This window comes from Gordonia sp. IITR100, assembly GCF_002009645.1.
GTDB lineage: Bacteria > Actinomycetota > Actinomycetes > Mycobacteriales > Mycobacteriaceae > Gordonia > Gordonia hongkongensis.
The window spans coordinates 161,311-185,650 of record NZ_MVKV01000001.1; the positions used below are offsets into that span (position 1 = coordinate 161,311).

20 protein-coding genes are annotated in these 24,340 nt (G+C 68.8%); 13 read left to right on the top strand and 7 right to left on the bottom strand.

Features of this window, described 5'->3' with window-relative positions; all coding sequences use genetic code 11:
- Window positions 1-27: 27 nt before the first annotated feature.
- Window positions 28-1,470, top strand: coding sequence for an acetate metabolism transcriptional regulator RamB (ramB, locus tag B1818_RS00775; protein WP_058251281.1), 1,443 nt, complete (start codon window positions 28-30; stop codon window positions 1,468-1,470).
- Window positions 1,471-1,538: 68 nt separating this feature from the next.
- Here ramB and B1818_RS00780 read toward each other — a convergent pair whose 3' ends face one another.
- A complete protein-coding gene (locus B1818_RS00780) occupies window positions 1,539-2,951 on the bottom strand; it encodes a lipase family protein (protein ID WP_078111701.1) in 1,413 nt (470 codons plus the stop codon).
- Between the two features lie 296 nt (window positions 2,952-3,247).
- On the opposite strand from B1818_RS00780, the gene B1818_RS00785 reads away from it, so the two are divergent.
- Window positions 3,248-4,654: a lipase family protein gene (locus tag B1818_RS00785; protein ID WP_078111702.1), complete on the top strand. Its 1,407-nt coding sequence runs from the start codon at window positions 3,248-3,250 to the stop codon at window positions 4,652-4,654.
- A 20-nt stretch (window positions 4,655-4,674) separates the two neighbouring features.
- On the opposite strand, the gene B1818_RS00790 is transcribed toward B1818_RS00785, so the two are convergent.
- Window positions 4,675-5,139, bottom strand: a complete 465-nt coding sequence (locus B1818_RS00790) for a MaoC family dehydratase (protein ID WP_058251282.1) — start codon at window positions 5,137-5,139, stop codon at window positions 4,675-4,677.
- Between the two features lie 25 nt (window positions 5,140-5,164).
- Here B1818_RS00790 and B1818_RS00795 point away from each other — a divergent pair, with 25 nt between their 5' ends.
- Window positions 5,165-5,701 (top strand): carboxymuconolactone decarboxylase family protein, encoded by a 537-nt coding sequence (locus tag B1818_RS00795; protein ID WP_058251283.1) that lies wholly within the window; start codon window positions 5,165-5,167, stop codon window positions 5,699-5,701.
- A 1-nt stretch (window position 5,702) separates the two neighbouring features.
- Window positions 5,703-6,347, top strand: a complete 645-nt coding sequence (locus tag B1818_RS00800) for a class I SAM-dependent methyltransferase (protein WP_058251284.1) — start codon at window positions 5,703-5,705, stop codon at window positions 6,345-6,347.
- A 15-nt stretch (window positions 6,348-6,362) separates the two neighbouring features.
- On the opposite strand, the gene B1818_RS00805 is transcribed toward B1818_RS00800, so the two are convergent.
- Both B1818_RS00805 and lpdA read right to left on the bottom strand, forming a co-directional pair.
- Complete coding sequence (locus B1818_RS00805; RefSeq protein ID WP_058251285.1) at window positions 6,363-7,247, bottom strand: DNA-3-methyladenine glycosylase; 885 nt, start codon at window positions 7,245-7,247, stop codon at window positions 6,363-6,365.
- Window positions 7,248-7,251: 4 nt separating this feature from the next.
- Complete coding sequence (gene lpdA, locus B1818_RS00810; protein ID WP_058251286.1) at window positions 7,252-8,637, bottom strand: dihydrolipoyl dehydrogenase; 1,386 nt, start codon at window positions 8,635-8,637, stop codon at window positions 7,252-7,254.
- A gap of 118 nt (window positions 8,638-8,755) precedes the next feature.
- On the opposite strand from lpdA, the gene B1818_RS00815 reads away from it, so the two are divergent.
- Genes B1818_RS00815 through B1818_RS00825 form a run of 3 tightly spaced genes read left to right on the top strand, consistent with a single transcriptional unit; the run spans window position 8,756 to window position 11,139 of the window.
- Window positions 8,756-9,358 (top strand): TetR/AcrR family transcriptional regulator, encoded by a 603-nt coding sequence (locus B1818_RS00815; RefSeq protein WP_058251287.1) that lies wholly within the window; start codon window positions 8,756-8,758, stop codon window positions 9,356-9,358.
- Window positions 9,359-9,380: 22 nt separating this feature from the next.
- Window positions 9,381-10,640 carry an NADH:flavin oxidoreductase gene (locus B1818_RS00820; protein WP_078111703.1) on the top strand — a complete coding sequence of 420 codons (1,260 nt, stop codon included), beginning with the start codon at window positions 9,381-9,383 and terminating at the stop codon, window positions 10,638-10,640.
- A gap of 10 nt (window positions 10,641-10,650) precedes the next feature.
- Window positions 10,651-11,139, top strand: coding sequence for a DinB family protein (locus B1818_RS00825; protein ID WP_058251289.1), 489 nt, complete (start codon window positions 10,651-10,653; stop codon window positions 11,137-11,139).
- 3 nt (window positions 11,140-11,142) lie between these two features.
- Here B1818_RS00825 and B1818_RS00830 read toward each other — a convergent pair whose 3' ends face one another.
- Window positions 11,143-12,720, bottom strand: coding sequence for a serine hydrolase (locus tag B1818_RS00830; RefSeq protein ID WP_058251290.1), 1,578 nt, complete (start codon window positions 12,718-12,720; stop codon window positions 11,143-11,145).
- A gap of 212 nt (window positions 12,721-12,932) precedes the next feature.
- On the opposite strand from B1818_RS00830, the gene B1818_RS00835 reads away from it, so the two are divergent.
- Window positions 12,933-14,987, top strand: a complete 2,055-nt coding sequence (locus B1818_RS00835; RefSeq protein WP_058251291.1) for a prolyl oligopeptidase family protein — start codon at window positions 12,933-12,935, stop codon at window positions 14,985-14,987.
- Here B1818_RS00835 and grpE read toward each other — a convergent pair.
- A complete protein-coding gene (gene grpE / locus B1818_RS00840) occupies window positions 14,948-15,457 on the bottom strand; it encodes a nucleotide exchange factor GrpE (RefSeq protein ID WP_058251292.1) in 510 nt (169 codons plus the stop codon). The genes B1818_RS00835 and grpE overlap by 40 nt on opposite strands.
- A 76-nt stretch (window positions 15,458-15,533) precedes the next feature.
- On the opposite strand from grpE, the gene B1818_RS00845 reads away from it, so the two are divergent.
- From B1818_RS00845 to B1818_RS00865, 5 genes are all read left to right on the top strand, one after another.
- Window positions 15,534-17,210, top strand: a complete 1,677-nt coding sequence (locus B1818_RS00845) for an Hsp70 family protein (protein ID WP_058251293.1) — start codon at window positions 15,534-15,536, stop codon at window positions 17,208-17,210.
- A gap of 27 nt (window positions 17,211-17,237) precedes the next feature.
- Complete coding sequence (locus B1818_RS00850) at window positions 17,238-19,415, top strand: hypothetical protein (RefSeq protein WP_078111704.1); 2,178 nt, start codon at window positions 17,238-17,240, stop codon at window positions 19,413-19,415.
- 104 nt (window positions 19,416-19,519) lie between these two features.
- A complete protein-coding gene (locus tag B1818_RS00855) occupies window positions 19,520-20,254 on the top strand; it encodes a tellurium resistance protein (RefSeq protein WP_078111705.1) in 735 nt (244 codons plus the stop codon).
- Complete coding sequence (locus B1818_RS00860; protein ID WP_078111706.1) at window positions 20,254-21,045, top strand: cyclase family protein; 792 nt, start codon at window positions 20,254-20,256, stop codon at window positions 21,043-21,045. Before B1818_RS00855 ends, B1818_RS00860 begins: the two co-directional genes overlap by 1 nt.
- Window positions 21,045-22,715, top strand: a complete 1,671-nt coding sequence (locus tag B1818_RS00865; RefSeq protein WP_078111707.1) for a thiamine pyrophosphate-binding protein — start codon at window positions 21,045-21,047, stop codon at window positions 22,713-22,715. Before B1818_RS00860 ends, B1818_RS00865 begins: the two co-directional genes overlap by 1 nt.
- A gap of 94 nt (window positions 22,716-22,809) precedes the next feature.
- Here the strand turns inward: B1818_RS00865 and B1818_RS00870 are convergent, their stop codons facing one another.
- A complete protein-coding gene (locus B1818_RS00870) occupies window positions 22,810-24,054 on the bottom strand; it encodes an HNH endonuclease signature motif containing protein (protein ID WP_078111708.1) in 1,245 nt (414 codons plus the stop codon).
- Window positions 24,055-24,340 lie beyond the last annotated feature (286 nt).

The following is a 24,340-nucleotide window of genomic DNA, read 5'->3' on the forward strand; positions in this document are numbered from 1 at the left end:
CGGCAGCACCTGTCCGGGAGGTGGACGATGAGCAGGACCTACGTGGGCTCGCGGTTGCGCCAGTTGCGTTCCGAGCGCGGCCTGTCGCAGGTTGCCCTCGCGCAGACCCTGTCGATCTCGGCGTCGTACCTGAACCAGATCGAACACGATGCCCGTCCGCTGACCGCGTCGGTGCTGTCCAAGATCACCGAGGCCTTCGGCGTCGACGCCGGGTTCTTCGACAGCCAGGACGATGTCCGGCTGGTCGCCGAGCTGCGTGAGGCGCTGCTCGACGACGACCTCGAGGCCTCCCCCGGCGCACTCGACGCCCAAGGGCTCAGCGCGATGGTCGCGTCGCATCCCGAGATGGCCCAGGCGATGGTGAACCTGCACCGCCGCTACCGGGTCGCCACCGATCAGCTCGCGGCGGCGACCGACGAGCGGGGCGACCGCAGCATGCGGGGCACCATCAGCGCGCCGCACGAGGAGGTGCGGGACTATTTCTACCAGCGCCGCAACTACATTCACGAACTCGATGTCGTCGCCGAGGAGATGACGACCCGGATGCGGATGCACTCCGCCGACATCCGGCGCGAGATCATGAACCGCATCGAGAGCGTCCACGGCATCAGCATCGTGCGCCGCGTCGACCTCGGGGACTACACCCTGCACCGGTTCGACCGCGAGGCCCGGCGTCTGGAGTTCTCCGCGTCGCTCTCGGCAGGTCAGCGGACGTTCAAACTCGCCAGCGAGCTCTGCTATCTCGAGTACCAGGACCTCCTGGACAAACTGGTCGACGAGGCGAACTTCAGCGGTGAGGACGCCCGGGCGCTGGGACTTCTCGGTCTGGCGAACTACTTCGCCGCCGCAGTCGTCCTTCCCTACAGCCAATTCCACGGCGCCGCAGAGGATTTCCGGTACGACATCGAACGCCTCTCGGCCTTCTACGCCGTCTCCTACGAGACGATCTGCCACCGCCTCTCGACGCTGCAGCGGCCCAACCTGCGGGGCATCCCCTGGTCGTTCGTGCGCGTGGACCGAGCCGGGAACATGTCGAAACGTCAGTCCGCCACCGGTTTCCACTTCTCTTCCAGTGGCGGCACCTGTCCGCTGTGGAACGTCTACGAGACATTCGCCTACCCCGGCAAGATCATCACCCAGATCGCCGAGATGCCCGACGGCCGGAACTACTTCTGGGTTGCGCGCACCGTCGAACGCCGCGCCACCCGCTACGGACAGCCCGGCAAGACCTTCGCGATCGGCATGGGATGCGAACTGCGCCACGCCGCGCGGGTGATCTACTCCGACGGTCTGGAGATCGGACCGCAGGCGCATGTCACCCCGATCGGCGCCGGTTGCCGGGTGTGCGAGCGGACCAACTGCGCCCAGCGCGCGTTCCCCGCGGTCGGAGCGTCACTTCGCATCGACGAACACACCAGCAGCGTCTCGCCGTACATGAGCCTCACCGAAACGCGCCCCGCCGCGCCCTGATCCACCCCCCTCTGCTCCCTGAGGTGCGAGGAGCGATAGCGACGAGCCACGAAGGGCCGCAGCACAACTCATCGACACTCGTCCCGAGCGGGCACTCCGCGCAGACGTTCGTCGAGCCAGGTCGCGGTGTCCGGGAACCCGACCGCAGCCGCCGTCACGTGTTCGGCCTCGTACTCCCGGTACGTCACCGTCGCACCGAGATCGCACTGCTGGGCGGCGAGCGCCCGTGCCTGGGTTGCGGGAACCCACCACTCGTAGCGCCCGTGGTAGATCAGCAATGGCATCGACGCCTTCAGATCCGACATGGACGTGACCTCGAAGAGCTCTTCGGCGATCGCGGAGTGGAACGGATCGGGGTCGGTCGACAGGAGCTGCGTCGGCAGGTGAGCGATCCCGAGGTTGCCCATGTCATCGGTGCAGATGTTGCGGATCTCCGACGTCGCAAGCCATCTCGCCAGATGGTTCGACATCTGGAGGACCTCGGGCCGTTCTCGGGCGACGCCGAGCATCGCGGCGTGGAAGACCCCGGACGCGAGGTTCGCGTTCATGGCGCCGGCGAGTGTCCGGTAGTCGGCGGGCACCCCGCCGATGGCCGCCCCCACGAACCGCCCGGCGATGTCGGGCGCATACTTCGCGGCCAGCTTGGCCGCGCCGTGGGTGGCGATCGCCCCGCCGGAGTAGCCGACCATGGCGACCGGTCCGCGGGCGAAGTTCGCCGGGTCGAGAGCGCCGGCCGCGCGCAACGAGTCGAGGATCACGTGGCCCGCGACATACGGCTCGGCGTAGGCCATCCGGGGCCCGGTGTGGTCGGGCACGAGCACCGCATAACCCCGGTCCAACGCGAGCTGGGTGAACGGCGGGATGAGATCGGTCTCGTTCGTGTTGTTGGTGAAACCGTGCGCGTAGGTGAAGCCCGTCGTGCACTTGGTGCCCAGCGCGACGATCGGCGAGTTGTTGACCAGGACGGGGCGGTCTCCCCGCCCGGTCCAGGCCTTGGCCGGCACCAGCAGGGTGGCCGTGCCGAACATCGGGGCACCGTTAGCGTCGGTCGTCCGGAACTTGACCTGCCGCGCCGATCGCAGCGGGACGAAGACCAGGGGCTGTGCCACCCGGGTCACCGACCGCGTGGTCAGGACCTCACCGGGTGTCCGCGCGGCCAGACCGGCCGGCCAGTGGTCGAAGAACCGGTCGCCACTGGGCGACGGCATGATCGCCTCACGCAGTTCTTGCAGTTCATGGGAGGCGCCGGGAATCCGGGACCGTTCCGGGATGCGCGACAGCTTCTCGACCGGCGGCGCCGGGATCAGGCCGTCGACGTCCGCCGGCAACTGTGGCGGGACCGCGGTGAGATTGGGCGGCTCGGCGTCGGCATAACCACTCGTCCCGGTCGGGACCGCGAGGAGCGCCACGGCGGCACACGTCGCCGTCACCGCGACCGCTGCGCGTCGGACCGATCGTCGGAGAACACCCCTGGCCGGCATCGCCAACCTCCCGTCTCACCTCGGCCATCGTCGAGTCGCCCGCCCCCGGCAGCACCTCTGACGACTCGAACCGCGATGACCTCCGCCAATGCTAGTCGGTGACGACGGCCCACGCGGGAGCGACCATCCATGGCGGCACCCATGTAGTCCGGTCGGGTGACACGCGAAACCGCCTATCGCGCCGCACATCACGGTTACATCTCGGCGCGGCGACCATCGATGCGCAACGGGCGTCCGCGCCGGGTCGACTGTCCTAAGGTCACCGACGAAGCGCTCTTCGACGCGGAGGCACCGCCATGACGAGAACCCGGCACGCGCTTCGATGCCGGGCGGTGTGGGCGGCCACCGTGCTGGTGGTCGCCGTGCTGCTGGTGGCCGCCGTCGGCTCGCTGTCCGCCGGACCATCGGCCGCGGACCCGCCGAACATGATGCCGCTGCCGCCGCCCGTCGCAGGCGCCATCGACCGCGCGGTGCCGCCGCCGCCGATTCCTCGACTTCGCACGATCCCGCCTCGTGCGCAGGCTGACGGATTCGACCACCGCGCACTCGAATTGCGCGAAGCGATTCTGCCGTCCCCCACGGGTGACCCGATGTTCGACCGCTGGCCGACCGACCTGGATTCACGCCCGCCGGGAGACGTGATCGCCACCCGCGACGTCACCGCCGCCGCCGGGCCGGTGGTGACGGTACCGCTCCGATCGGCGACGCTGATCAAGTTCCGCAGCACCGATGCCGTCGGGGCGCCGATCTTCGGCACCGCGACCCTGCTGGTCCCGCGTCGAACGGCCAGAGCACCGACGCCGATGCTCGTGAACAACCTGCCGATCGACTCACTCGGCGCCGCCTGCACACCGGGACACACACTCGCGCATGGGTTTTCCATCGCGACGGGCGTCACCGACCTGATCCCGCCGACGACCCAGCTGGCGCTGCAAGAGGGCTATGCGGTGCTCGTGCCCGACCACCAGGGACCCCGGATGGCCTACGCGGAGCCGGTACTCGCCGGGCACGTGATCCTCGACGCCGTCCGCGCGGCCCTCCGCACGCGCCCGGAGTTGTTGCGCCGCAGTCGGATCGCCATGACCGGATACTCGGGCGGTGCCATCGCCACCCACGGAGCGGCGAAACTACTGGGCGAGTACGCACCCGAGCTCACCGACCGTGTCGTCGGCGCGGCTCTCGGCGGCGTCCCGGCCGACTTCCGCATGCTGGTCGGGAGCATGAACGCGAACCTCGCGACCGGCCTGTTCCACGCGGCCACCGTCGGCATCGCGCGCGAGCGCCCGGAGATCCTGGCCCTCGCGAACCGGCCCGCGCGTTGGCTCGCGTCGTCGCCGTTGAAGAACGTGTGCGTGATCCCCGAGGCGGTGGCCGGTGGCACCTTCCTGCCGATGCAGTTGCTCTCGAGTGATCCCGACCCGTTCCGGTCGCCGACCGCCGAGCGGATCTATCGGCTGACCGCGATGGCCGACCGCGCCTCGGTGATCCCGCTGCTGATCTACCACGGGACCCACGAGTGGTGGATACCCGCGGCCGGCGCCCGCGCCCTCTACCGCGAACAGTGCGCCCTCGGTGCGGTCATGGCCTACCGCGAGGTTTTCGGTGAACACGTCAGCGCGGCGCTGCTCGGCTTCCCCGTCGCCCTCGACTGGCTCGACCGCCGGCTACGCGGCGAACCGGCCGTCGACGAGTGCCGCCGCTGAGCGTCGAGGAGCCGCCCTGGTCAGAAGACGAGGACGCGAAGGTTCTCGGCGACGCACGCGGGCTTCGCCTCGCCCTCGATCTCGACGGTGTTGGTGACGACCATGTTCACGCCCTTGGGGGTCTCCTCGATCGAGGTGATCACCGCGTTCGAGCGGATGCGGGCGCCGACCTTCACCGGATTCGGGAAGCGCAGCTTGTTCATGCCGTAGTTCAGGACCAGCTTGGGGCCCTCGACGGTGAAGATCTTCCCCGCGATCATCGGCAGCAGCGACACCGTCAGGTACCCGTGGGCGATGGTCGTCCCGAACGGACCGGACTTCGCACGCTCGGGGTCGACGTGAATCCACTGGTGATCGCCGGTCGCATCGGCGAAGGCGTCGACTCGTTCCTGGGTGATCTCGAGCCACTCGCCCGAGCCGAGGTCCTCGCCGATCGCGGCCTTCAGTTCGTCGACACTGGTGAACGTCCGTGTGGTGTGCGTCATAGTCCGCGTAGTCTACCGTGGGCCCATGGGCACACCTCGCGTTGCACCGGGTGGTTTCCGGGAGCTCGGGCCGGTCAATTTCGTCTTCGCGCGGGGGGCTGCACGCGTCATGGGTGTCGACGACGCGCACATCTTCTCCACCCTCGGGCGCGCGAAGGGGTTGTTCCGCGGCTGGCTCCACTTCAGCAGTCGCCTCATGCCATTCGGCGTGTTGTCGCGCAAGGACTCCGAGATGGTGATCATCCGGGTGGCCCACCTGCGACATTGCGACTACGAACTCGACCATCACCGGCGCCTCGGACGACGCGCCGGGATCACCGCCGACGAGTTCGACCGGATCCTGGCGGGTCCCGACGCCGGGTGGGGTGATCGTGAACGGGCGATCCTGCGGGCCGTCGACGAACTCGTCGAGACCAAGGACGTCTCCGACATCGCATGGCAGGCGCTGTCCCGGCACCTCGACGAGCGCAAACTCATCGGGTTCACCCTGCTCGTCGGTCAATACGACAGCCTCGCGACCACCATCCACACGCTGCGCGTCCAGCGCGACACCCGGTCCTGAGATGGAGTCGATCGCGCAGCGACTGATGCGCAACGAGTACTTCGCCGAGATCTACGAACACATGTGGCGGCCGACCTTCACCCGGCTCTTCAGCCTCGGTGGCCGTTCCACCGCCGACTTCGACCGCGCACTACGCGCCTACCTCGCCCGCCCCGGTGACCGGTTGGTCCTCGATGTCGCCTGCGGCCCCGGCAATTACACACGCGAGATCGCCGACGGACTCACCGGCGACGGTCGCTGCATCGGCATCGACTTCTCCGCGCCGATGCTGGCGCGGGCCGCGCAGACCAACGCGGTGGGGCGGGCCGCGTTCCTGCGGGGTGATGCCCACGCATTGCCGTTCGCCGACAACACCTTCGACGTGGTGACCTGCCTGGCGGCGCTCTATCTGATCCCCGACCCGCTACCGGTCGTCGACGAGCTGGTGCGGGTGACCGCACCAGGTGGCGAGATCGTGGTCTTCACCTCGGTGACGACGCCGCTCACCTCGTTCCCGGGCGTCCGGCCGCTCGCCGGGGCGAGCGGGTACCGGATCTTCGACGACCACGAGATCGTCGAACGCCTCCGACGCGCCGGCCTGGACGACGTCGAGCAGACGATCACTGGCCAGGGGCAGTTCGTGCTGGCGCGCAAGTCGGCGTCGTAGACGGCCCGAGGCGCCTCAGAACTCCCGGTAGTCGCGGACCGTCATCCGCGGCCCCCGCCGTTCGGGCCGGACGCCCCGCCGCGCGACCAGCCTGATGATTCGTTGCCGTTGCCCCGCATAGGGTTCGAGTAGTTCGAGCATGCCCGCGTCGTCGACGGCCTCGCCGATCAACGTGAGTCCCACCAGTTTCGGGATGTGGTAGTCGCCGACGTTGACCACGTCGGGGTCGCCGAGTGACCGCGACAGCGTCTCGGCCTCGGTCCACTGGCCGACACCGCGGAGCACGGTGAGCTTCCGCGCATGACGTTCGACGTCGATGGTGGTGGCGCCGCGAATGGTCCGCATGCGGACCGGTTCGATGCCGCTGCGGTGCCACTCCCAGCTCGGGATGCGCACCCAATCCTGCCGGGCGGGCGGCACACGCATTGTCTCCGGGACCGGTCCGGGCGCGGGAGAGCCGAAGCGGCGCAACAGATATCGCCAGGCACGGAACGCCTCCGCGCCGACGACCTTCTGTTCCAGGATCGCCGGGACGAGCGCCTCCCAGACCCGGTCGGTGCGTGAGAGTCGCAGGCCCTCGGCGCGGCGCACCAGTTCTCGCACAACGGGATCGCGGGGGACGAGGGCGTCGGGATCGTCACGCGCACCGAGGAAATCCGGCATCTGGTCGAGCAACCAGTCCGCGCCGGGACCCCATGCGCGACCGACGACGACGCCGGACCGCACGGCGATCGTCAGGGTGCCCGGTCCGTCGGGGGTGTGCACCGCCCGCCAGACCGAACCGTCCCTGGCGTAGACGAACGCCGGGTCGCCCGCCCCGCGCCGGTGCAGGCCGACCGTGGCCCGCAAATCGAGCGGCCACGGGAGCGTCCACTCCCGGACCCGCTCGTCTGCACTCACACGTCTACAGGTTGATCATGTGCCCGAGAGCGCCGTGGAACGTCTCCTGCAGTGCTTCCGACATGGTCGGGTGCGTGTGCACGTTCCGCGCCAACTCCTTGGCCGTGAGATCCCACTTGTGGGCCAGCGTCATCTCCGGGAGCATCTCGGAGACGTTGTCGCCCACCAGGTGTCCGCCGAGCAGTTCGTCGGTGTCGGCATTGGTGACGAGCTTGGCGAAGCCCGCGGTCTCGCCGAGCCCCTGGGCCTTGCCGTTGGCCGAGAACGGGAACGTGGTCGCCTTGACGTTGTAACCCTCGTCCTTGGCCTGCGCCTCGGTGAGGCCGAACGATGCGACCTGCGGCTGACAGAAGGTGGCGCGCGGCATGAACCGGTAGTCACCGAGGGTCATGGTCTCGACGCCGGCGATGGTCTCGGCGGCCACCACGCCCTGTGCCTCGGCGACGTGCGCGAGCTGCAGTTTGGCGGTGACGTCGCCGATCGCGTAGATGCCGTCGACGTTGGTGCGCATGTAGTCGTCGATCGCGATGGCGCCGCGGTCGGTGAGCTGGACACCGGTCTTGTCGAGGCCGAAGCCCTCGACGCGCGGGGCGAATCCGACGGACATCAGGACCTTGTCGACGGTGAGCTCACCCTCTTTGTCCTTGGCGTCGGTGTAGGCGACGGTGACGCTGTCACCGTTGTCGGTCACCTTCTGGACCCGGGTGGAGGTCAGCAGCTTGATGCCGAGCTTCTTGTACTCCTTGGCGAGGGCCTTCGAGGAGTCGGCGTCCTCGTTGGGGAGCACGCGATCGAGGAACTCGACGATCGTGACGTCGACGCCGTAGTTGGCCATGACGTAACCGAACTCCATACCGATGGCGCCCGCACCGACGATGACGATGGACTCGGGCAGCTCACGGGTCAGGATCTGCTCTTCGTAGGTGACCACGTTCTCCGACAGTTCGACGCCGGGGAGCAGCTTGACGGTCGACCCGGTGTCGATGATGACGTTGTCGAACGTGATCTCCCGATCGCCCACCTTGATGGTCTTGGCGTCGGTGAACACCCCGTAACCGTCGATCTCGGTGATCTTGTTCTTCTTCATCAGGTAGTGGACGCCCTTGACGATGCCGTCCGAGACCTTGCGGCTGCGGTCGAATGCCGCGCCGAAGTCGAAGGACACGTCCCCACTCATGCCGAAGGTCTTGGCCTGATGGTTGAAGATGTGTGCGAGCTCCGCATTGCGCAGCAGAGCCTTGGACGGGATACATCCGACGTTCAGACACACACCGCCCCAGTACTTCTCCTCGATGACGGCGGTTTTCATGCCCAGTTGAGCCGACCGGATCGCGGCTACGTACCCACCTGGACCTGCACCCAATACAACTGTTTGAAAGTGTTCAGCCACGACTGCCAGCCTACGTCGCGCCCGACCGTCGCCGCAGAGTGTCCCACTACTCGCCGGTAGCAACTTACGTATTCAATCATTGATTGAAACATCGACTGAACTGTGCTTTCCTCGACGTGTGACCCAGACCACGCGCGCCGGACGCGGTGAGCGCCGCGATTCGACGTCGCTGCCCACCCGCGACGCCCTGCTGGCCGTCGCCGAACGTCTCTTTCTCGCCGAGGGATACGACAAGGTGTCCGTCCGGGCGATCTGCGCGGCCGCCGAGGCGAACCCGGCGGCGGTGCACTATCACTTCGGCACCAAGGACGACCTCACCATCGCGCTCCTGGAGTCTCGCCTGGGTCCGCTGTGGGCCGACCCGCTGGCCTCCCTCGACCCGGCCGGTACGCCGATCGCGCATGTCGTCGACGTTGTGGTGGCCCCCTTCGTCGACCTGCAGTCCGACCCGACCGGACATCTGCACCTACAGCTGCTCGCACGGTTTGTGTTCGCCCATCCCACCGCGAGCTGGACGTCGCGCTGGTTCGATCTCGATCCGTTCGCCGACATGCTCGCCGAGGCCGTCCCCGGCCTGACCGCGAGCGAGGCGCGCCGACGCTGGGCACTCGCCTTCCAGTTGATCCTCCTGCGGTTCGGGGGCACCGAGACCTCGAGCCCCGCCGCGGTGACGGCCCTGGCCGGCTTCGTCACCGCCGGACTGACCGCACCCGCCACGTGAGACACGAGTGAGAGGAACCGTTGTGGACAGCCCCACCACCGGACCGTTCAGCCCCGCCCGGCTGGGACCGCTGCACCTGCGGAACCGCCTGATCAAATGCGCCACCTTCGAGGGGATGACGCCCGACGCCCTGGTGACCGACGAACTCATCGAGTTCCATCGCGAGGTCGCCGCCGGCGGGGTGGCCATGAGCACGGTCGCCTACTGCGCGATCTCACCTGAGGGCCGCACCGACCGCCACCAGATCTGGATGCGCCCCGAGGCGGTTCCCGGATTGCGGAGACTCACCGACGCCATCCACGCCGAGGGCGCACTTGCGGCGGCCCAACTGGGGCACGCGGGCGCGGTCGCGAACTCGGCGTCGAACCGGGCCGCCTCCCTGGGACCGTCACGGATACCCGCGCCGATGGGGATGTCGGTGACCCGTGCGATCAGCGTCGACGACATCGCCGACCTGCGGACCACGTTCCGCCGGGCCGCACGGCTTGCGGTGGACTCCGGCTTCGACGGACTCGAGATCCACTGCGGCCACAACTATCTCATCTCCAGCTTCCTGTCCCCGCTGCTGAACCGGCGTCGTGACGCCTACGGCGGGAGCCTCGTCAACCGCGCCCGCCTCGCCCGTGAGGTGGTCGAGAGCGTGCGCGACGAGGTCGGGGACGAGACTGCGATCTGGGTGAAGCTCAACACCTTCGACGGCGTCGGCCGGGTCGACCTCGAGCGCTCCCCCGCGGCGCGCGCCCGGGGCCGGGCGAGGCTGAGTGGCTTCAACGTCGACGAGGCATGCCAGGTGGCACAGCTGCTGGAATCCGACGGCCACCTCGACGCCATCGAACCCACCGCGGGAAGTTCACTGCTCAACCCGATGTACCTCTTCCACGGCGAGGCACCCCGCAAAGAGTTCGCCGATGCGTTCTCCGGTGTCATGAAGTACGGACTGAAGGCCTTCGCACCGGTCTTCCTCAAGCACTACCGCTATCACGACGCCTATCTGCTGCCTCTCGCGCGCGAACTCCGCAAGGCCGTCGACCTGCCGCTCATCCTCCTGGGCGGCGTCACCGATCGCGCCTCGATGGACCTCGCGCTCGCCGAGGGCTTCGACTTCATGGCCATGGGGCGCGCGCTCCTGCGTGAACCCGACCTACCGCTGCGCCTCGCCGCCGACCCGTCGACGACGTCGAAGTGCGTCCACTGCAATCTCTGCATGCCGACGATCTACTCCCACACCCGATGCCCGGTCCGGACCGGCGAGGTCCCCGACCCGGTGGCCGCCCACCATTAGGGTGGGGGCCATGCCTCCCCGCCGTCGCAAGGACACCCCGCCACCGGCGACCGGCGGTTCGGAGAAGGAGGTGCTGGTCGGTTTCCTCGACTATCTGCGCGCCTCCGCGGTGGCCAAACTCGACGGCGTCTCCGAGGTCGACGCCCGTGCGGCCGCGGTGCCGTCGGGCACCAGCCTGTTGGGGGTGGTCCGCCACCTGACGTTCGTCGAACGGTTCTTCTTCCTGGGCGAGGACGCGGACGACTGGCAGGCGACGTTCACCTGCCCCGACGACGAGACCGTGGCATCGGTGCAGGCGGCATACCGCCGCGCGGTGTCCGAGGCGGGCGAGGTCATCGACGCCTACACCGATCTCGCCGAGGCGGCGCCCAGGGCGAGCGGACGTCGCTCCTCCCCGTCGATGCGGTGGGCGTTGACCCACATGATCGAGGAGACCGCCCGTCACGCCGGCCATCTCGACATCATCCGCGAGGGCGTCGACGGCCGGACGGGCCGCTGACCGTCAGCGCCGGATGAACTCGCCGTTGCTCTCCTCGTCGTCGTAGTACTCGATCGTCATACGCGGGCCGTCGAACGTGACCTGCGAGATCGAGCCAGGTTCGGCGTTCTCGTTGAGCAGGGTGAAGGTGAAGGTGTTGCCGTCCCAGTGAGTGAGTTCGTGCTTACGGACGCCGCCCGGCCCCATCTCCAGGACGAGCTTCCCGTCGCGTTCGACGACCTCCACCGGTCCGTACACCGCGTTGGCGTAGGTACCCACATACGACGGCAGTGGTTGCGACGGTGCGGGATTCGACGGCGGTTCCTTGCCGACGAGTTCGCCGCTCGGCACGCTCAGGGGCGCATACGCCTTGGCGTAGAGGTCGCGCCAGTCGTTGCGGATCTCGCCGAACTGCACGAGGTCCATGAACTCGGCGGCGATCGAGTCCACCGCACCGAGGGGCGCGGCGTTGGACAGGACGACGATCGCGGTGTCGGCCGACGGCAGGATCGAGAACACCGTGCCGGCGCCCGACGCGAACGCGCCGGCATGGTTGAACTGCGTCCGGGCGTCCTCGGTCACCCCGACGTTGAAACCGTAACCGTACGATCCGGCGCGATTGTCCGGCGTCTGGGGCGGGCTCGACACGATCTGCGGTGAGAGGGCCGGGAGCAGCGCGTCGGGGGCCACGACCTCCTGGCCGTTGTGCTTGCCCTGCGCCAGCACCATCTTCAGCCAGGTCGCCATGTCGTTGACGTTCGAGCTCACACCGCCGGCGGGTGACTGCGCATCGGGATCGCGCGGGATCGGGGTCTTGACCCACTTGTCGTCTTCCTTGATGTGCCCCACCGCGCGGTCGGCCCGGCGCTCGAAGTCGACGTAGCGGGAGCTGGTGCTGGTCATGCCCAGCGGACCGTAGATGAGGTCCTGCGACAGCGTCGCCCAGTCCGTCCCGGCCTTCACCGCCACCGCCTCGCCACCGGTCGTCACCCCGAAGTTGGTGTAGGCGTAGCTGATCCGGAACGGGTCGAGCGGCATGAAGCGCATGCGCTGCATGATCTCCTGCTGCGAGTACCCCATGTCCTCCAGTTTGTCGCCCGCGTGGTCCGGCAGACCGGATCGGTGCGAGTACATGTCGCCGACGGTCACGGTGCGCGTGACGTACGGTTCGGCGAGCGCGAACCACGGCAGCGATTCCACGATCGGCATCTCCCACGTCACCGTCTTGTCGGTGACGGCGGCCGCGACCACCGTCGATCCCACCGACTTCGACACCGACGCCAGCTGGAAGACGGTGTTCGGGTCGACGGCCTCACCGGTCGTGATGTCCTTGACGCCGAACCCCTTGGCGTACTTGGTCTCCCCACCGGACACGACCGCCACGGCCACACCCGGGATCTTGGTCGACTCCATCATCGAGTTGACCAGGTCGTCGAGTTGCCCGACCGCCTTGTCGACCGCATCGGCCGGCAGCGGTTCGGCGGCGACGGCATTCGGGTTCTCCAGAGACTCCGATGCAGACGGTGGCGCCCCGGTGCCCGACGACCCGCTGTCGCAAGCCGCGACGAGCGCAACCACGGCGACGACGGAACAGGTGGCCATCGAGAGGCGGGCCCATCGCGACGTCCGTGGGGGTTCATGGCCGGGACAGCGGGCGGGAACGGAATGGGCAGTGGCCATGGGGGTCTCCTCGACGTCGCTGCGTCACGATACCCCGCGCGGACAACCTGTAGTGGGCGTTTTGCCGGGGCCGACACCGTGAGCGCTCCTGCGCGGAGCACGGTCGCGACGGCCGCCCGCGTAGTTTGGACGCCATGACCGAGCACGGCTACGACGCCCCCACGTCCGACACCGACCCGTACCTGTGGCTGGAGGACGTCACCGGCGACGACGCGCTGTCCTGGGTGCGCGCGCACAACGAGCCCACGGTGGCGGCGCTGACGTCGTCGGAACGCTTCCGCGAGTTGGAGGCCGCAACGCTTGCCGCCCTGGACACCGACGACCGCATCCCCTACGCGCGTCGCCGCGGGGAGTACCTGTACAACTTCTGGCGCGACGCGACCAACCCGCGTGGTCTCTGGCGTCGTACGACGTACGACTCCTACGTGACCGACACCCCCGACTGGGATGTCCTCATCGACGTCGACGAACTCGCACGCGCCGAGGACGAGAACTGGGTGTGGGCCGGCGCCTCCGTACTGCGCCCCGAGTACGAGCGCGCGCTGATCTCCCTCTCGCGCGGCGGCGCCGACGCCTCCGTGGTCCGTGAGTTCGACATCCCGTCGCGCACCTGGGTCGCCGACGGCTTCGAGCTGGCGGAGAACAAATCCGACGTCGGGTGGATCGATCGTGACACCGTCTACGTCGGAACGGATTTCGGCGTGCAACCGGACGGGCTGAGCTCGCTGACCGACTCCGGCTACCCCCGCATCGTCAAGCGCTGGACGCGCGGCACCCCGCTGTCGGATGCCGTGACGGTCTTCGCGGGCGAGACCGGGGACGTGTCGGTGCGGGCGAGCTACGACAGCACACCGGGATTCGAACGCCACTTCGTCGGTCGCGCCACCGACTTCTTCAACTCACTCGACTACGAACTGCGCGACGGCCGCCCCGAGTTGCTCGACGTGCCCACCGACGCGCACGCCGGGGTCCGGATGAACTGGCTGCTGGTGCTCACGCGATCGGAGTGGGAGATCGACGGCACCGCGCACGCACCGGGCACACTGCTGGCCTTCGACTACGAGGCCTACCGGGCGGGCGACCGCGACGCGGCCGTGCTCTTCGCGCCCGATGCGCACACGAGCCTCGTCGACTACGCCTACACGCGTACGCATCTCATCATCGTGAAGCTGCATGACGTGCACACCCGGGTCGAGGTACTCGAACTCGGCACCTGGCAGGCCGTGGACATGCCGGGTCTGCCCGACCTCGCCACGGTCTCGGTCCTCGACACCGATCCCGACGAGAGCGACGAGGTGTTCTGGTCGGCGACGTCGTTCACCGATCCGCCGAGTCTGCTCCACGGCCAGAGCGGCCGGGCTCCGGAGGTCATCAAACACAGCCCCGCGTTCTTCGACTCCGACGCGGTGACCGCCGAGCAGCACTTCGCGACGTCCGACGACGGCACGCAGGTGCCGTACTTCGTGGTGCGTCGGCGCGACGTGTCCCAGGGACCGACGCTGCTCTACGGCTACGGCGGATTCGAGAACGCCCTCACCCCGAGCTATCTCGCGATCGCCGGGCAGAGCTGGATCGAGCGCGGCGGGATCTACGTCATCGCCAACATCCGGGGCGGCGGCGAATACGGCCCGTCGTGGCACACCCAGGCGCAGAAAGCGGGACGGCACAAGGTGTACGAGGATTTCGCCGCCGTCGCGCGTGCCCTCGTCGACACCGGACTCACCACTGCGTCACAGCTGGGCGCCCAGGGCGGTTCCAACGGCGGGTTGCTCATGGGAGTGATGCTGACGCGCTATCCCGAGCTGTTCGGCGCTCTGGTCTGCCAGGTCCCGCTCATCGACATGAAGCGCTACCACCTCCTGCTGGCCGGGGCGTCGTGGATGGCCGAGTACGGCGACCCCGACGACCCCGAACAGTGGGAGTTCATGAAGCCGTTCTCGCCCTATCAGAACGTCGACGCGGACGCGACATACCCGCCCATCCTGGTCACGACGTCGACCCGCGACGATCGCGTCCACCCCGGTCACGCGCGCAAACTCGTTGCCCGCCTGGAGGAAACCGGTCACGACGTGCAGTACTACGAGAACATCGAGGGCGGCCACGGCGGCGCGGCGGACAACAAGCAGGCCGCGTTCAAATCGGCCCTGGCCTACGAGTTCCTCTGGCGGACACTGTCTCCCGAGGACTGACCGCTCCGGAAGACCACCACTGCCGCCGGCCGGACCGAGCGCTCGCCGACGACCAGCCCGGGACGGAGCAGCTCGGCGACGGTGCGGTCCGCGGAGGTGTCGTCGGTCGGATGGACGTCGACCGCCTCCATGGTGCGGGCATCGAAGTCGGTCCCGGCCGGCGGTGCGACGACCGCTCCCCCGCGGCCGACGATGAGGCGTTCCAGTCCGGCGCGCAGCAGCTCGAACGCCGGCCGGTCGGCCTCCGACGCCGAGACCGCACACGTCGCCGCGTCGGTGTGGAGTGCGAAGAGGTCGACCAGCAGGGCGGTGTCCGCCCCGGCCGCGGCGGCCGGGGATCTGGCGGCGTCGACGAGCCGCTCGATCGTCCTGGTCTGCCGCGCAACCACGAGGGCGAGGTCGGACACCTGCTCGCCCAACTGCGCGAGCCCGTCGATTCGCTCGGGCACATCACCCTCCGGAGACGTCATTCCGCCAGCGTAATCAACTCCACCGGCCGATCGTCCGGCACCGGCGAGACCGTCTGCGCTGCTAGCATCCCCGGTCGTGGGCGTAATCGGGATCGACCTCGGAACCACCAACTCGGCGCTGGCGAAGATCGACGCCAACGGCCGCCCGGAGGTGATCGTCGGACTGACCGGCGCACCGACCACCCCGTCGACGGTGTTGCTGACGTCGCCGACGGATCACGTCGTCGGCGAGGGGGCCCGCCGGCAGGCCAGGCTCGACCCGGAGAACGTCTGCAGCCTGGTGAAGCGGCGGATGGGCGATGCCCAGTGGCGTTTCGTCGCGCACGGCCAGACGTGGTCGGCGCCGGCGATCTCGGCACTCATCCTCAAGTCGCTGATCTCCGACGCCGCGTTCGCCGGCGAGCAGGTCGAGCGCGCCGTGATCACGGTGCCCGCCTATTTCGGCGACGAGGAGCGGCGCGCGACGATCCAGGCCGGCACGTACGCCGGCCTCGAGGTCGCGGGGGTCCTGTCCGAGCCGATCGCCGCCGCTCTGTCCTACGGCTTCAGCCGCCTGACCGACCCGCTGGCCAAGGGCACACCCGACGAGACGGTCCTGGTCTACGACCTCGGCGGCGGGACCTTCGATGCGACGGTCATCGAACTCGCCGACCGCCGGATCACCGTGCTCGCCGTCGACGGCGATCACCAGCTCGGCGGTGCCGACTGGGACGAGCGGTTGGCGCTGCACCTCTCGCGCACGTTCTGCGCCGAACACCCCGACGCCGAGGACCCGCTCGACGACTCGGCCGGCTCGCAGTCGCTCATCCTCGCCGCGGAGCGCGCCAAACACGAACTGACCGAGTCGGATTCGACCTCGGTCATCGTCGCCCACGACGGCGCCCGGTCGGTCATCACGCTCACCCGGGCCGAACTCGAGGAACTCACCCGTCCGCTGCTGGCCCGGACCGTCGAACTCACCCGGTCATGCCTGGCCGCCGCCGAACGCCGAGGCGTGTCAGCCGTCGACCGTGTCCTGCTGGTCGGCGGTTCGTCGCGGATGCCGATGGTCGCGCGGGAACTCGCCGCCGCACTGGGCACGACACCGGAACTGAACGACCCCGACCTCGCTGTCGCCCGCGGGGCAGCGATCTACGGCGAGAAGCTGGAGATCGAACGACTCGTCCGCGCCGACCTCACGACCCGCGGACGCCTGCGCGAGGACCGCGGTCTCGACGGCGTCGCACCGGCCGACCTCGACGAGTCCTGCACCCGGGTCGCCCACGCGTTCGCGCTGCCCGTCAGCAGTGTCCGCCGCATGCTCGAGGTCGTCGTGGACACAGTGGTCTCCCGCGGTTTCGGGGTGCTGGCGGTCAACGGCCACAACGGCGAACTGGAGGCCAGCTGGCTGGTCCAGCGGAATTCGACGCTCCCGATCCGGGTGCGACGGTCGTTCGGGACCATGCGACGCGACCAGTCCCGCATCGAGCTGGTCGTGCTGGAACAGCAGGGGCAGGCCGCCTCCCCGCGACCGGAGGACGCCAAGGTCCTCATCGAAGGAGCGATCACCGACATCCCGCCCGGATACGACGAGGGCAGCGAGGTGTCGGTGACCTTCGAGATGGCCTTCGACGGCGTCCTGCACGTCACCGCTTTCCACGTCGATGCGCAGATTCCGCTCACATTGTCGGCCAAAACCGGTGCCTCGCTGTCGAAATCGGAGGTCGAGCGCGAACTCGATCAGGTCCACCGCTCCCGGCGCCGCGACCACTGACGGCCTCCGCCGGAGGAGAGAGACCTGATGGAACCGTTTGTCGGCAACGACTATCGCAAACGTGTGCTCGCCGCGGTCGAGAAGCGCGGAGGCCCGAGCGAATCGGATTCGTTCGAACTGTATGACCTCCCGATCGAGGAGGCCGAGCGACTCGACGACGCCGCGGTGGCCGCCCGACTCGACGAGGTGTGGGCCTTCTGGCAGAAGCAACGCGACCACCCGAAGTACCGCATCCTGGTGGCCCGGTTGGTTGCCGAACACGACGAGCGGTCGGCGCCGTTGCGGCACAAGACCGGTCGGATCGCCGAGGCTCGTGCGGTGAGCACCCGACGCGAACTGCGCGATCAGCAGCGATTCGAACTCCTCGACAACGCGATCGCGCGGCTCAACGAGCGCTACGGCGGAATCCCGAGATCCAAGCGCGCCGGGCTCGACGAGATCGGCGCCATGGGCGGCCTCGATCCGGCCGAGATCGACACCCGACTGCGGCGTCATCGCATCGTCGACGACGCCCCGCCCGCGTCGGCCGAACCCGCGCCGCCGCGGGTGTCCTTGTCGGCGCAGCAACGCGGTCAGATCGCCGACCTGCTCGCCGAGTTCGACCGACTCCGCGACGGCGATCCCACCCCGACGCTCCTGACCCTGCTACACCTCGACACCGACGCCGCCGCCGATCGCGGCGTCATCGAGTCGCGGGCCGTCGCGCTCAACGAACGAGCCCGTGAGCTCGCCGCCGGCCGCTTCCGCGCGGTCCTCGACGAGCTGCTGGTCCACGTCCACGACGTCCTGCTCTCCGATCCCGTGCTGGCGCAGGAGTATCGGCAATCGGTCGTTGACGCCGTGACCGACCATCTCCGACCACGGGTCCGGGCCGCGGTCCTGGTCGAGGACGAACTGGGTGCGCAGGACCATGAGTTCCTGCTCGACGAGGCCCGCACCCGCGGACTCGGCACACGCGATGCGCGCACCGTGATCGCCGGACTCGCCGCCGAATTCGGAGCAGCCGTGAGCCCACCGGCCGGCCCCCCGCCGTCGGCCGAGTCACCCCCGCCGTCGGCCGAGCCACCCACGCCGCCGGCCGAGCCTGTCGAGGTCCCCCCGCCGAAGCGGCTGTGGGAGAACGATCTCCGCGCCGCCCGCGCTGCCCTGCGCGACGGCCTGCCCGTCCGGGCGCGTGCGGCCATCGCCGATGCGCGTGCCGGAGCCGGCGACGATGCCGCTGCGCTCCGGCAGATCGCGGCGGTCGCCGACGAGGTCGAACGGGTCATCGCGCAGGCGGTGGCGGACTCCCGCCGGGCTCGGGACCTCGCGGACGAGATGCGCCACGTCGCGGCGCTCGAACTGCTGGAGGACGTGTTCCGGCGAGCCCGGGACATCGACCGTCTTCCCGACTCGGGCGGGTCGCTCCAGGCCCGCCTCGAGGCGTCGCGAGACATCGTCGCCCAGGCGGGCGAGATCGCGCGGTCGGCATCCGCGAGCAACCCGGCGAGCCTCACCGCCGCTGCCGTGATGCGACGTCGGATCACCGATCACGAGGGCCTCAACTCGGCGGCAACGGTGCTGACCGTGGAGCCGCCGCGCAACGTCCGGTTCGTCGCCGAGAGTGGTGCGATCACCGTCTCCTGGGATCCGTCCGCGACGGAGTCGGTGACCTACCGCGTCGTGCGCATCGGGTTCGACGGGTCGACCCGGACGCTCGGCCGCACCGCAGGGACCGAACTCTCCGACGGCAGTCGGCCCGACCCGGTGCCGCCGGTGTACGAGGTCACCGCCGTGCTGGCCGGAAGCCAGTCCGCCCCCGCCCGCTCCGACGCCACCCCCGTCCCGGCCGCCCCCGCTCCGGCGACCACAGCGCCGCAGCCGCCGGCGACCCCCCATCCGGATGACCCGCCGCCGATCACCGCGGTCCGCGTCGACGCCGACACCATGCGCTTCGAGTGGCCGGCCGGTGTCACCGAAGCGATGGTGGTCATTCGGGCGGATGCCGCTCCGGAACACCCCGCCGACCCGGCGGCGGTCGCGTCGAAGATCACCAACACCCGGTACCAGATCGACGACGGCTACCCGATCCCCGCGAACGTCCCACGTCCGTGCCATGTCGCCGTGGCCAGCTGCCGCCGGAATCCGCAGGGGCAGCTCGACGTCGCATCGAGTTTCGGTCCGTCCGCGCGGGCTCACGCCCCGGCAACGGACACCGGCCGCTGACGATGGTCCACTACGCTGGGCGCCAACACCTGCGGCGAGTGTGTGTTCGCCGTCCGATCATCGCACCCGACGACGATGTCACCACGACGAGATGAGGAACCGAGATGGGGATCGACTACACGAAGCGTCCGAAGGCCCAGCCGCCGCAGCCGCCCGCCCAACCCCCGGCCGCTCCCGCGGGTTACGGCCAGCAACCGCCCACCCCCGCGGGCTACGGTCAGCAGCCGCCCGCGCCGCCGGTCTCGCTGTCGAAGATCACCCTCACGAAGTCGGCGCCGAGCATCTCGCTGAGCAAGCAGGGTGCGACCTCCGGTCAGGTGCGTGTCAATCTGAGCTGGACGTCGAACTCCAAGGGCGGCGGGCTCTTCCGCAAGGCGCAGGGTATCGACCTCGACCTCGCCTGCCTGTGGGAGTTCACCGACGGGAGCAAGGGCATCGTGCAGGCCCTGGGCAACTCGTTCCGGGCGCCCCGTGACGGACAACCGATCATCTACCTCGACGGCGACGACCGGTCGGGTTCCGGCGGCGAGAACATGTACATCGACCTCTCCGCGACCGACCGGATCCGCCGGATCCTGATCTTCGCCTACATCTACGAGGGCACCCCGAACTGGGCCGGCGCCAACGGCGTCGTCACCCTGTTCCCGGCCAACGGCCCGGAGATCGAGGTCCGGCTCGACGAAGCGGATCAGTCGGCGCTCTCGTGCGCGATCGCCTTGTTCGAGAACCGTGGTGGCGAGCTGGTTCTCAACCGCGAGGTGCGCTACATCCGCGGGGCACAGGACAAGGTCGACGAGGCGTACGGCTGGGGCATGAACTGGCGCGGAGCGCGCAAGTAGTGGCCGACTCCACGACGTCCGACCGGTTGGCCAGCTTTGTCGCCGGTCTGGCCGATGGCTCCCTGCGAGTCATCGACCTGACGACCCCGCTCAGTGCGGCGACGCCCGCGCTGCGACTGCCCGCCCCGTTCGCGAACCTGATCGACTTCAGACTCGAAGAGGTGAGCGCCTACAACGAGCCGGGACCGTACTGGCGGCACAACAACATTCACACCGGCGAGCACATCGGCACCCATCTCGACGCACCGATCCACTGGATCAGCGGACGCGACGGGGACGACGTCTCGCAGATCCCGGTGCAACGGCTGATCGGCCCGGCGGCCGTCCTCGACCTGACCGATGAGGTCGCCGACGAGCCGGATCATCTCCTGAGCGTCGCCGAGGTCGAGGCCTGGGAGACCGAACACGGTCGCCTCACCGCCGGCACCTGGTTGCTGTTGCGGACCGGCTGGGAGTCGCGGGGCGGCTCCGAAGCCGAGTTCCTCAACGCCGACGACACCGGGTCGCACACCCCCGGGGTGTCGGTGGAGTGCGCGCAGTGGCTGGCCACCGAGCGCGAGATCACCGGCCTCGGCGTCGAGACCGTCGGCGTCGACGCAGGGCTGGCGGGCGGCTTCGATCCCGCCTTCCCCGTGCACTACCACTTCCTCGGCAACGACAAGTACGGGCTCACCTCCTTGCGCAACCTGGGCTCGCTCCCGCCCACCGGCGCGGTGATCGTCGTGAGTCCTTTGCCGATCGTCGGCGGCACCGGCAGTCCGTCGCGCGTGCTGGCGATCGTCGAGAGTTGATGGCGGCACCCGGCCGCTACGGCCCGACGGTCGCCGACGTGGCGGGCCGCGTTCTCGCCGATCTCGGCGTCGGCCATGCCTTCGGTGTGGTCGGCAGCGGGAACTTCGTGCTGACCAACGCCCTTCGGGCCGGCGGTGTCCCGTTCACGGCCGCCCGCCATGAGGGCGGCGCGGCCAGCATGGCCGACGCCTACTCGCGGATGTCGGGACGGGTGGGCGTGCTGTCGGTCCATCAGGGCTGTGGCCTCACCAACGCGATGACCGGTATCGCCGAGGCCGCCAAGAGCCGTACGCCGATGATCGTGCTCACCGCGGATGCGCCCGCGTCGGCATTGCGGTCGAACTTCCGCATCGACCAGGAGGCCCTCGCCGCGAGCGTCGGCGCCGTGAACGACCGCGTCTACGGACCGGGCACGGTGGTGACGGATGTGATCCGCGCCTTCCGCACCGCGGTGACGCAGCGCCGGACCGTCGTGCTCCATGTCGCCATCGACATCGCCGCCGCCGCAGCGGATTTCGAAGGACCTGTCGAGCTCTCCGCCGAACCGCCGCGGCCGCGTCCCGACACCCGGTCGGCGGCCAGCCTCGCCGATGCGATCCGCGGTGCGCGGCGTCCCGTCTTCGTCGCGGGCCGAGGGGCGCGCTCCGCGGGTCCGGAGATCGCGGCCCTGGCCGAGGCCGCCGGTGCGCTGGTGGCGACGTCGGCGGTCGCGAACGGCCTGTTCGCGGGAAACCCGTTCTCGTTGGGCATTTCCGGCGGCTTCTCCTCCCCCACCACCGCCGAGCTGATCGCCGACGCCGACCTCATCGTCGGATGGGGTTGCGCCCTGAACATGTGGACGATGCGGCACGGCCGACTCATCGGCACGGACACAACCGTCGCCCAGGTCGACGTCGACATCGACGCCATCGGCGCGCATCGCCCGATCGACCTCGGAGTCGTCGGCGACTGCGGCGCGACGGCGACGGACGTGCACACGATCCTCGCGGCCGACGGCAGCACCACCGGTTATCGCACCGACGAAGTCAGGGAACGGATCTCGGTGTCATCGAGGTGGCAGGACGTCCCCGTCACCGGCCAGGTGACCGCCGGCCGGGTCGATCCGAGGGCACTGACCATCGCGCTCGACAAGATCCTGCCCGCTGACCGCATCGTCTCCATCGACTCCGGCAACTTCATGGGTTATCCGTCGACGCACTTGTCCGTGCCAGACGAATTCGGCTTCTGTTTCACGCAGGCCTTCCAGTCGATCGGACTGGGCCTCGGCACAGCCATCGGCGCGGCGTTCGCGCAACTGGACCGGGTCCCGGTGCTAGGAACCGGCGACGGCGGATTCCTCATGGCCATCGCCGAATTGGAGACCGCCGTACGTCTGGCACTGCCGTTGGTCGTGATCGTCTACAACGACTCCGCCTATGGTGCCGAAGTGCATCACTTCGGCGACGCCGACATGACGACGGTGACGTTCCCCGAGGTCGACATAGCCGCGATCGCCCGTGGACACGGCGCGACGGGCGTGACGGTCACCGGCCTCGACGACCTGCACGAGGTACGGGCCTGGGTTGCCTCGCTGCCCTCACCCGAACCTTCCGGGCCTCTCGTCATCGACGCCAAGATCACCGACGACGGCGGCGCCTGGTGGCTCGCGGAGGCCTTTGCCGGGCACTGACCCCGCCGGGATCGCCTCACACTGTGGAGTTGTCAAAGGTCGTGTGGCGCCGGGGTCGACGCCGGAGGGTCTGTGGAGTGTTCGCGTGGACTGACTATACGAGGGCGTCGTCAAGTCGCATGGTGCGCCGGTTGTAGGCGGGTCGGGGTAGGCGCCGCGGGTCGATATCGGCGGGTGGGATCAACCACGGGTGCCGGTCGGGCCCCATCACCACCTGCCAGCCGTGATGATGAACCTGGGTGTGACAGCGTTGACAAAGCAGGCACCCGTTGTCCAGATCTGTGGGACCACCATCGACCCAATGGACCAGATGGTGAACTTGCGTATGCGCTGCTGGCGCCCCGCATTTCACACAACACCGATCGCGCACGATGATCGCCTGCCGCAGGTGATGCGGGAACAGTCGCTTCGTGGTGCCCATCCGCAACGGCACACCCTCGGCGTCGAGGACGATCTCGGCCACCCCACCATCACACGACAGCCGGCGCGCCGACGATGCCGACACCGCCCCCATCCACGGCAGCCGTGCCGGATCAGCGCCGTCGGCAGGGATGGTCACCAACAGTTGGGTGCGGGGTGCGCCGGCAGAGGTCATCGCCGCGCCGATCGCCGCTTGATCCAACAACAACTCCAGCGCATCGGCACGGCGCTCGGCCGCACCTCGACGATCGGCAGCGCCGTCGGGTTCGGGACGCGGACAGGACCGTTCGTCGATCATGGACACGAACTTCTCTCCGATCACCGCGGTCACATCTCCGGCGATCGCGACCCGCCCGTCTTCGGTGATCCTGGTGTGCACGGTGTTCAGCGATGCGTCATCGGCCGCCGCCACGGTGCTGGGATCGGTGGGGGCGACCCGGATGGCGATCCCGCGGGCGTGGTCGTCGATCTCGGTCGGGGTGGCTCCGGAGAACGCCTGCGCAAGCAACTCGCTCTCATATCCGCTGCGCTCGTCGTCGAACAGCGGTGACGCGGATCGCTTGTTCACCAAGGTGATTCCACGGATCACCGCGTCGACACACTCGGCAGACAGATAGCCCTCGGCAGCACAGTCGGCGACCTTCGCCACCGACTCCAGCCCGCCGGCGATCCGCACATAGCGGTACGCGGCCGCGGGTGGCATGCCCATCTCGATCAGTGAGTTCCGTGTGGTCGACCCCGCCCGCGCTGCCGCACCCGTGGCGTCGAAAAGTGCTGTATGTACGGCGATCTGGTGATCGAGCACGTTACGCAGCATCCGCAGCTCGTCGAGCCGCTCGTGCAGAGCACGGCCACTGCCGTCGTCGGGTGGCTGTTGCAGTGAGATGAGGGTGTCGCGTAGTTCGGTGATCGAGGGCATGACACCAAGCTACTCGCAATCACGTTCGACGACGAGATTTCTCCACAGCCCTCATTGTCGCGAATCCTGTTGCACAGCAATCGCCGTCACTCACGTCTCAGCGGTGAACGGTGATGAACTGTGGTGAACAAAAACCCCACCAGTCACATAGCGTCAGCGTCTGCGACCCAACAACCACCGTGGTAGAGCTCAGACGAACTGCTTCAGCGAGCCGGCCCGACCTCGCACTGCATCCGGCTCCGACCGATAAACTCGAACTCGACGGATGCACTTCGATCGAAGTCCA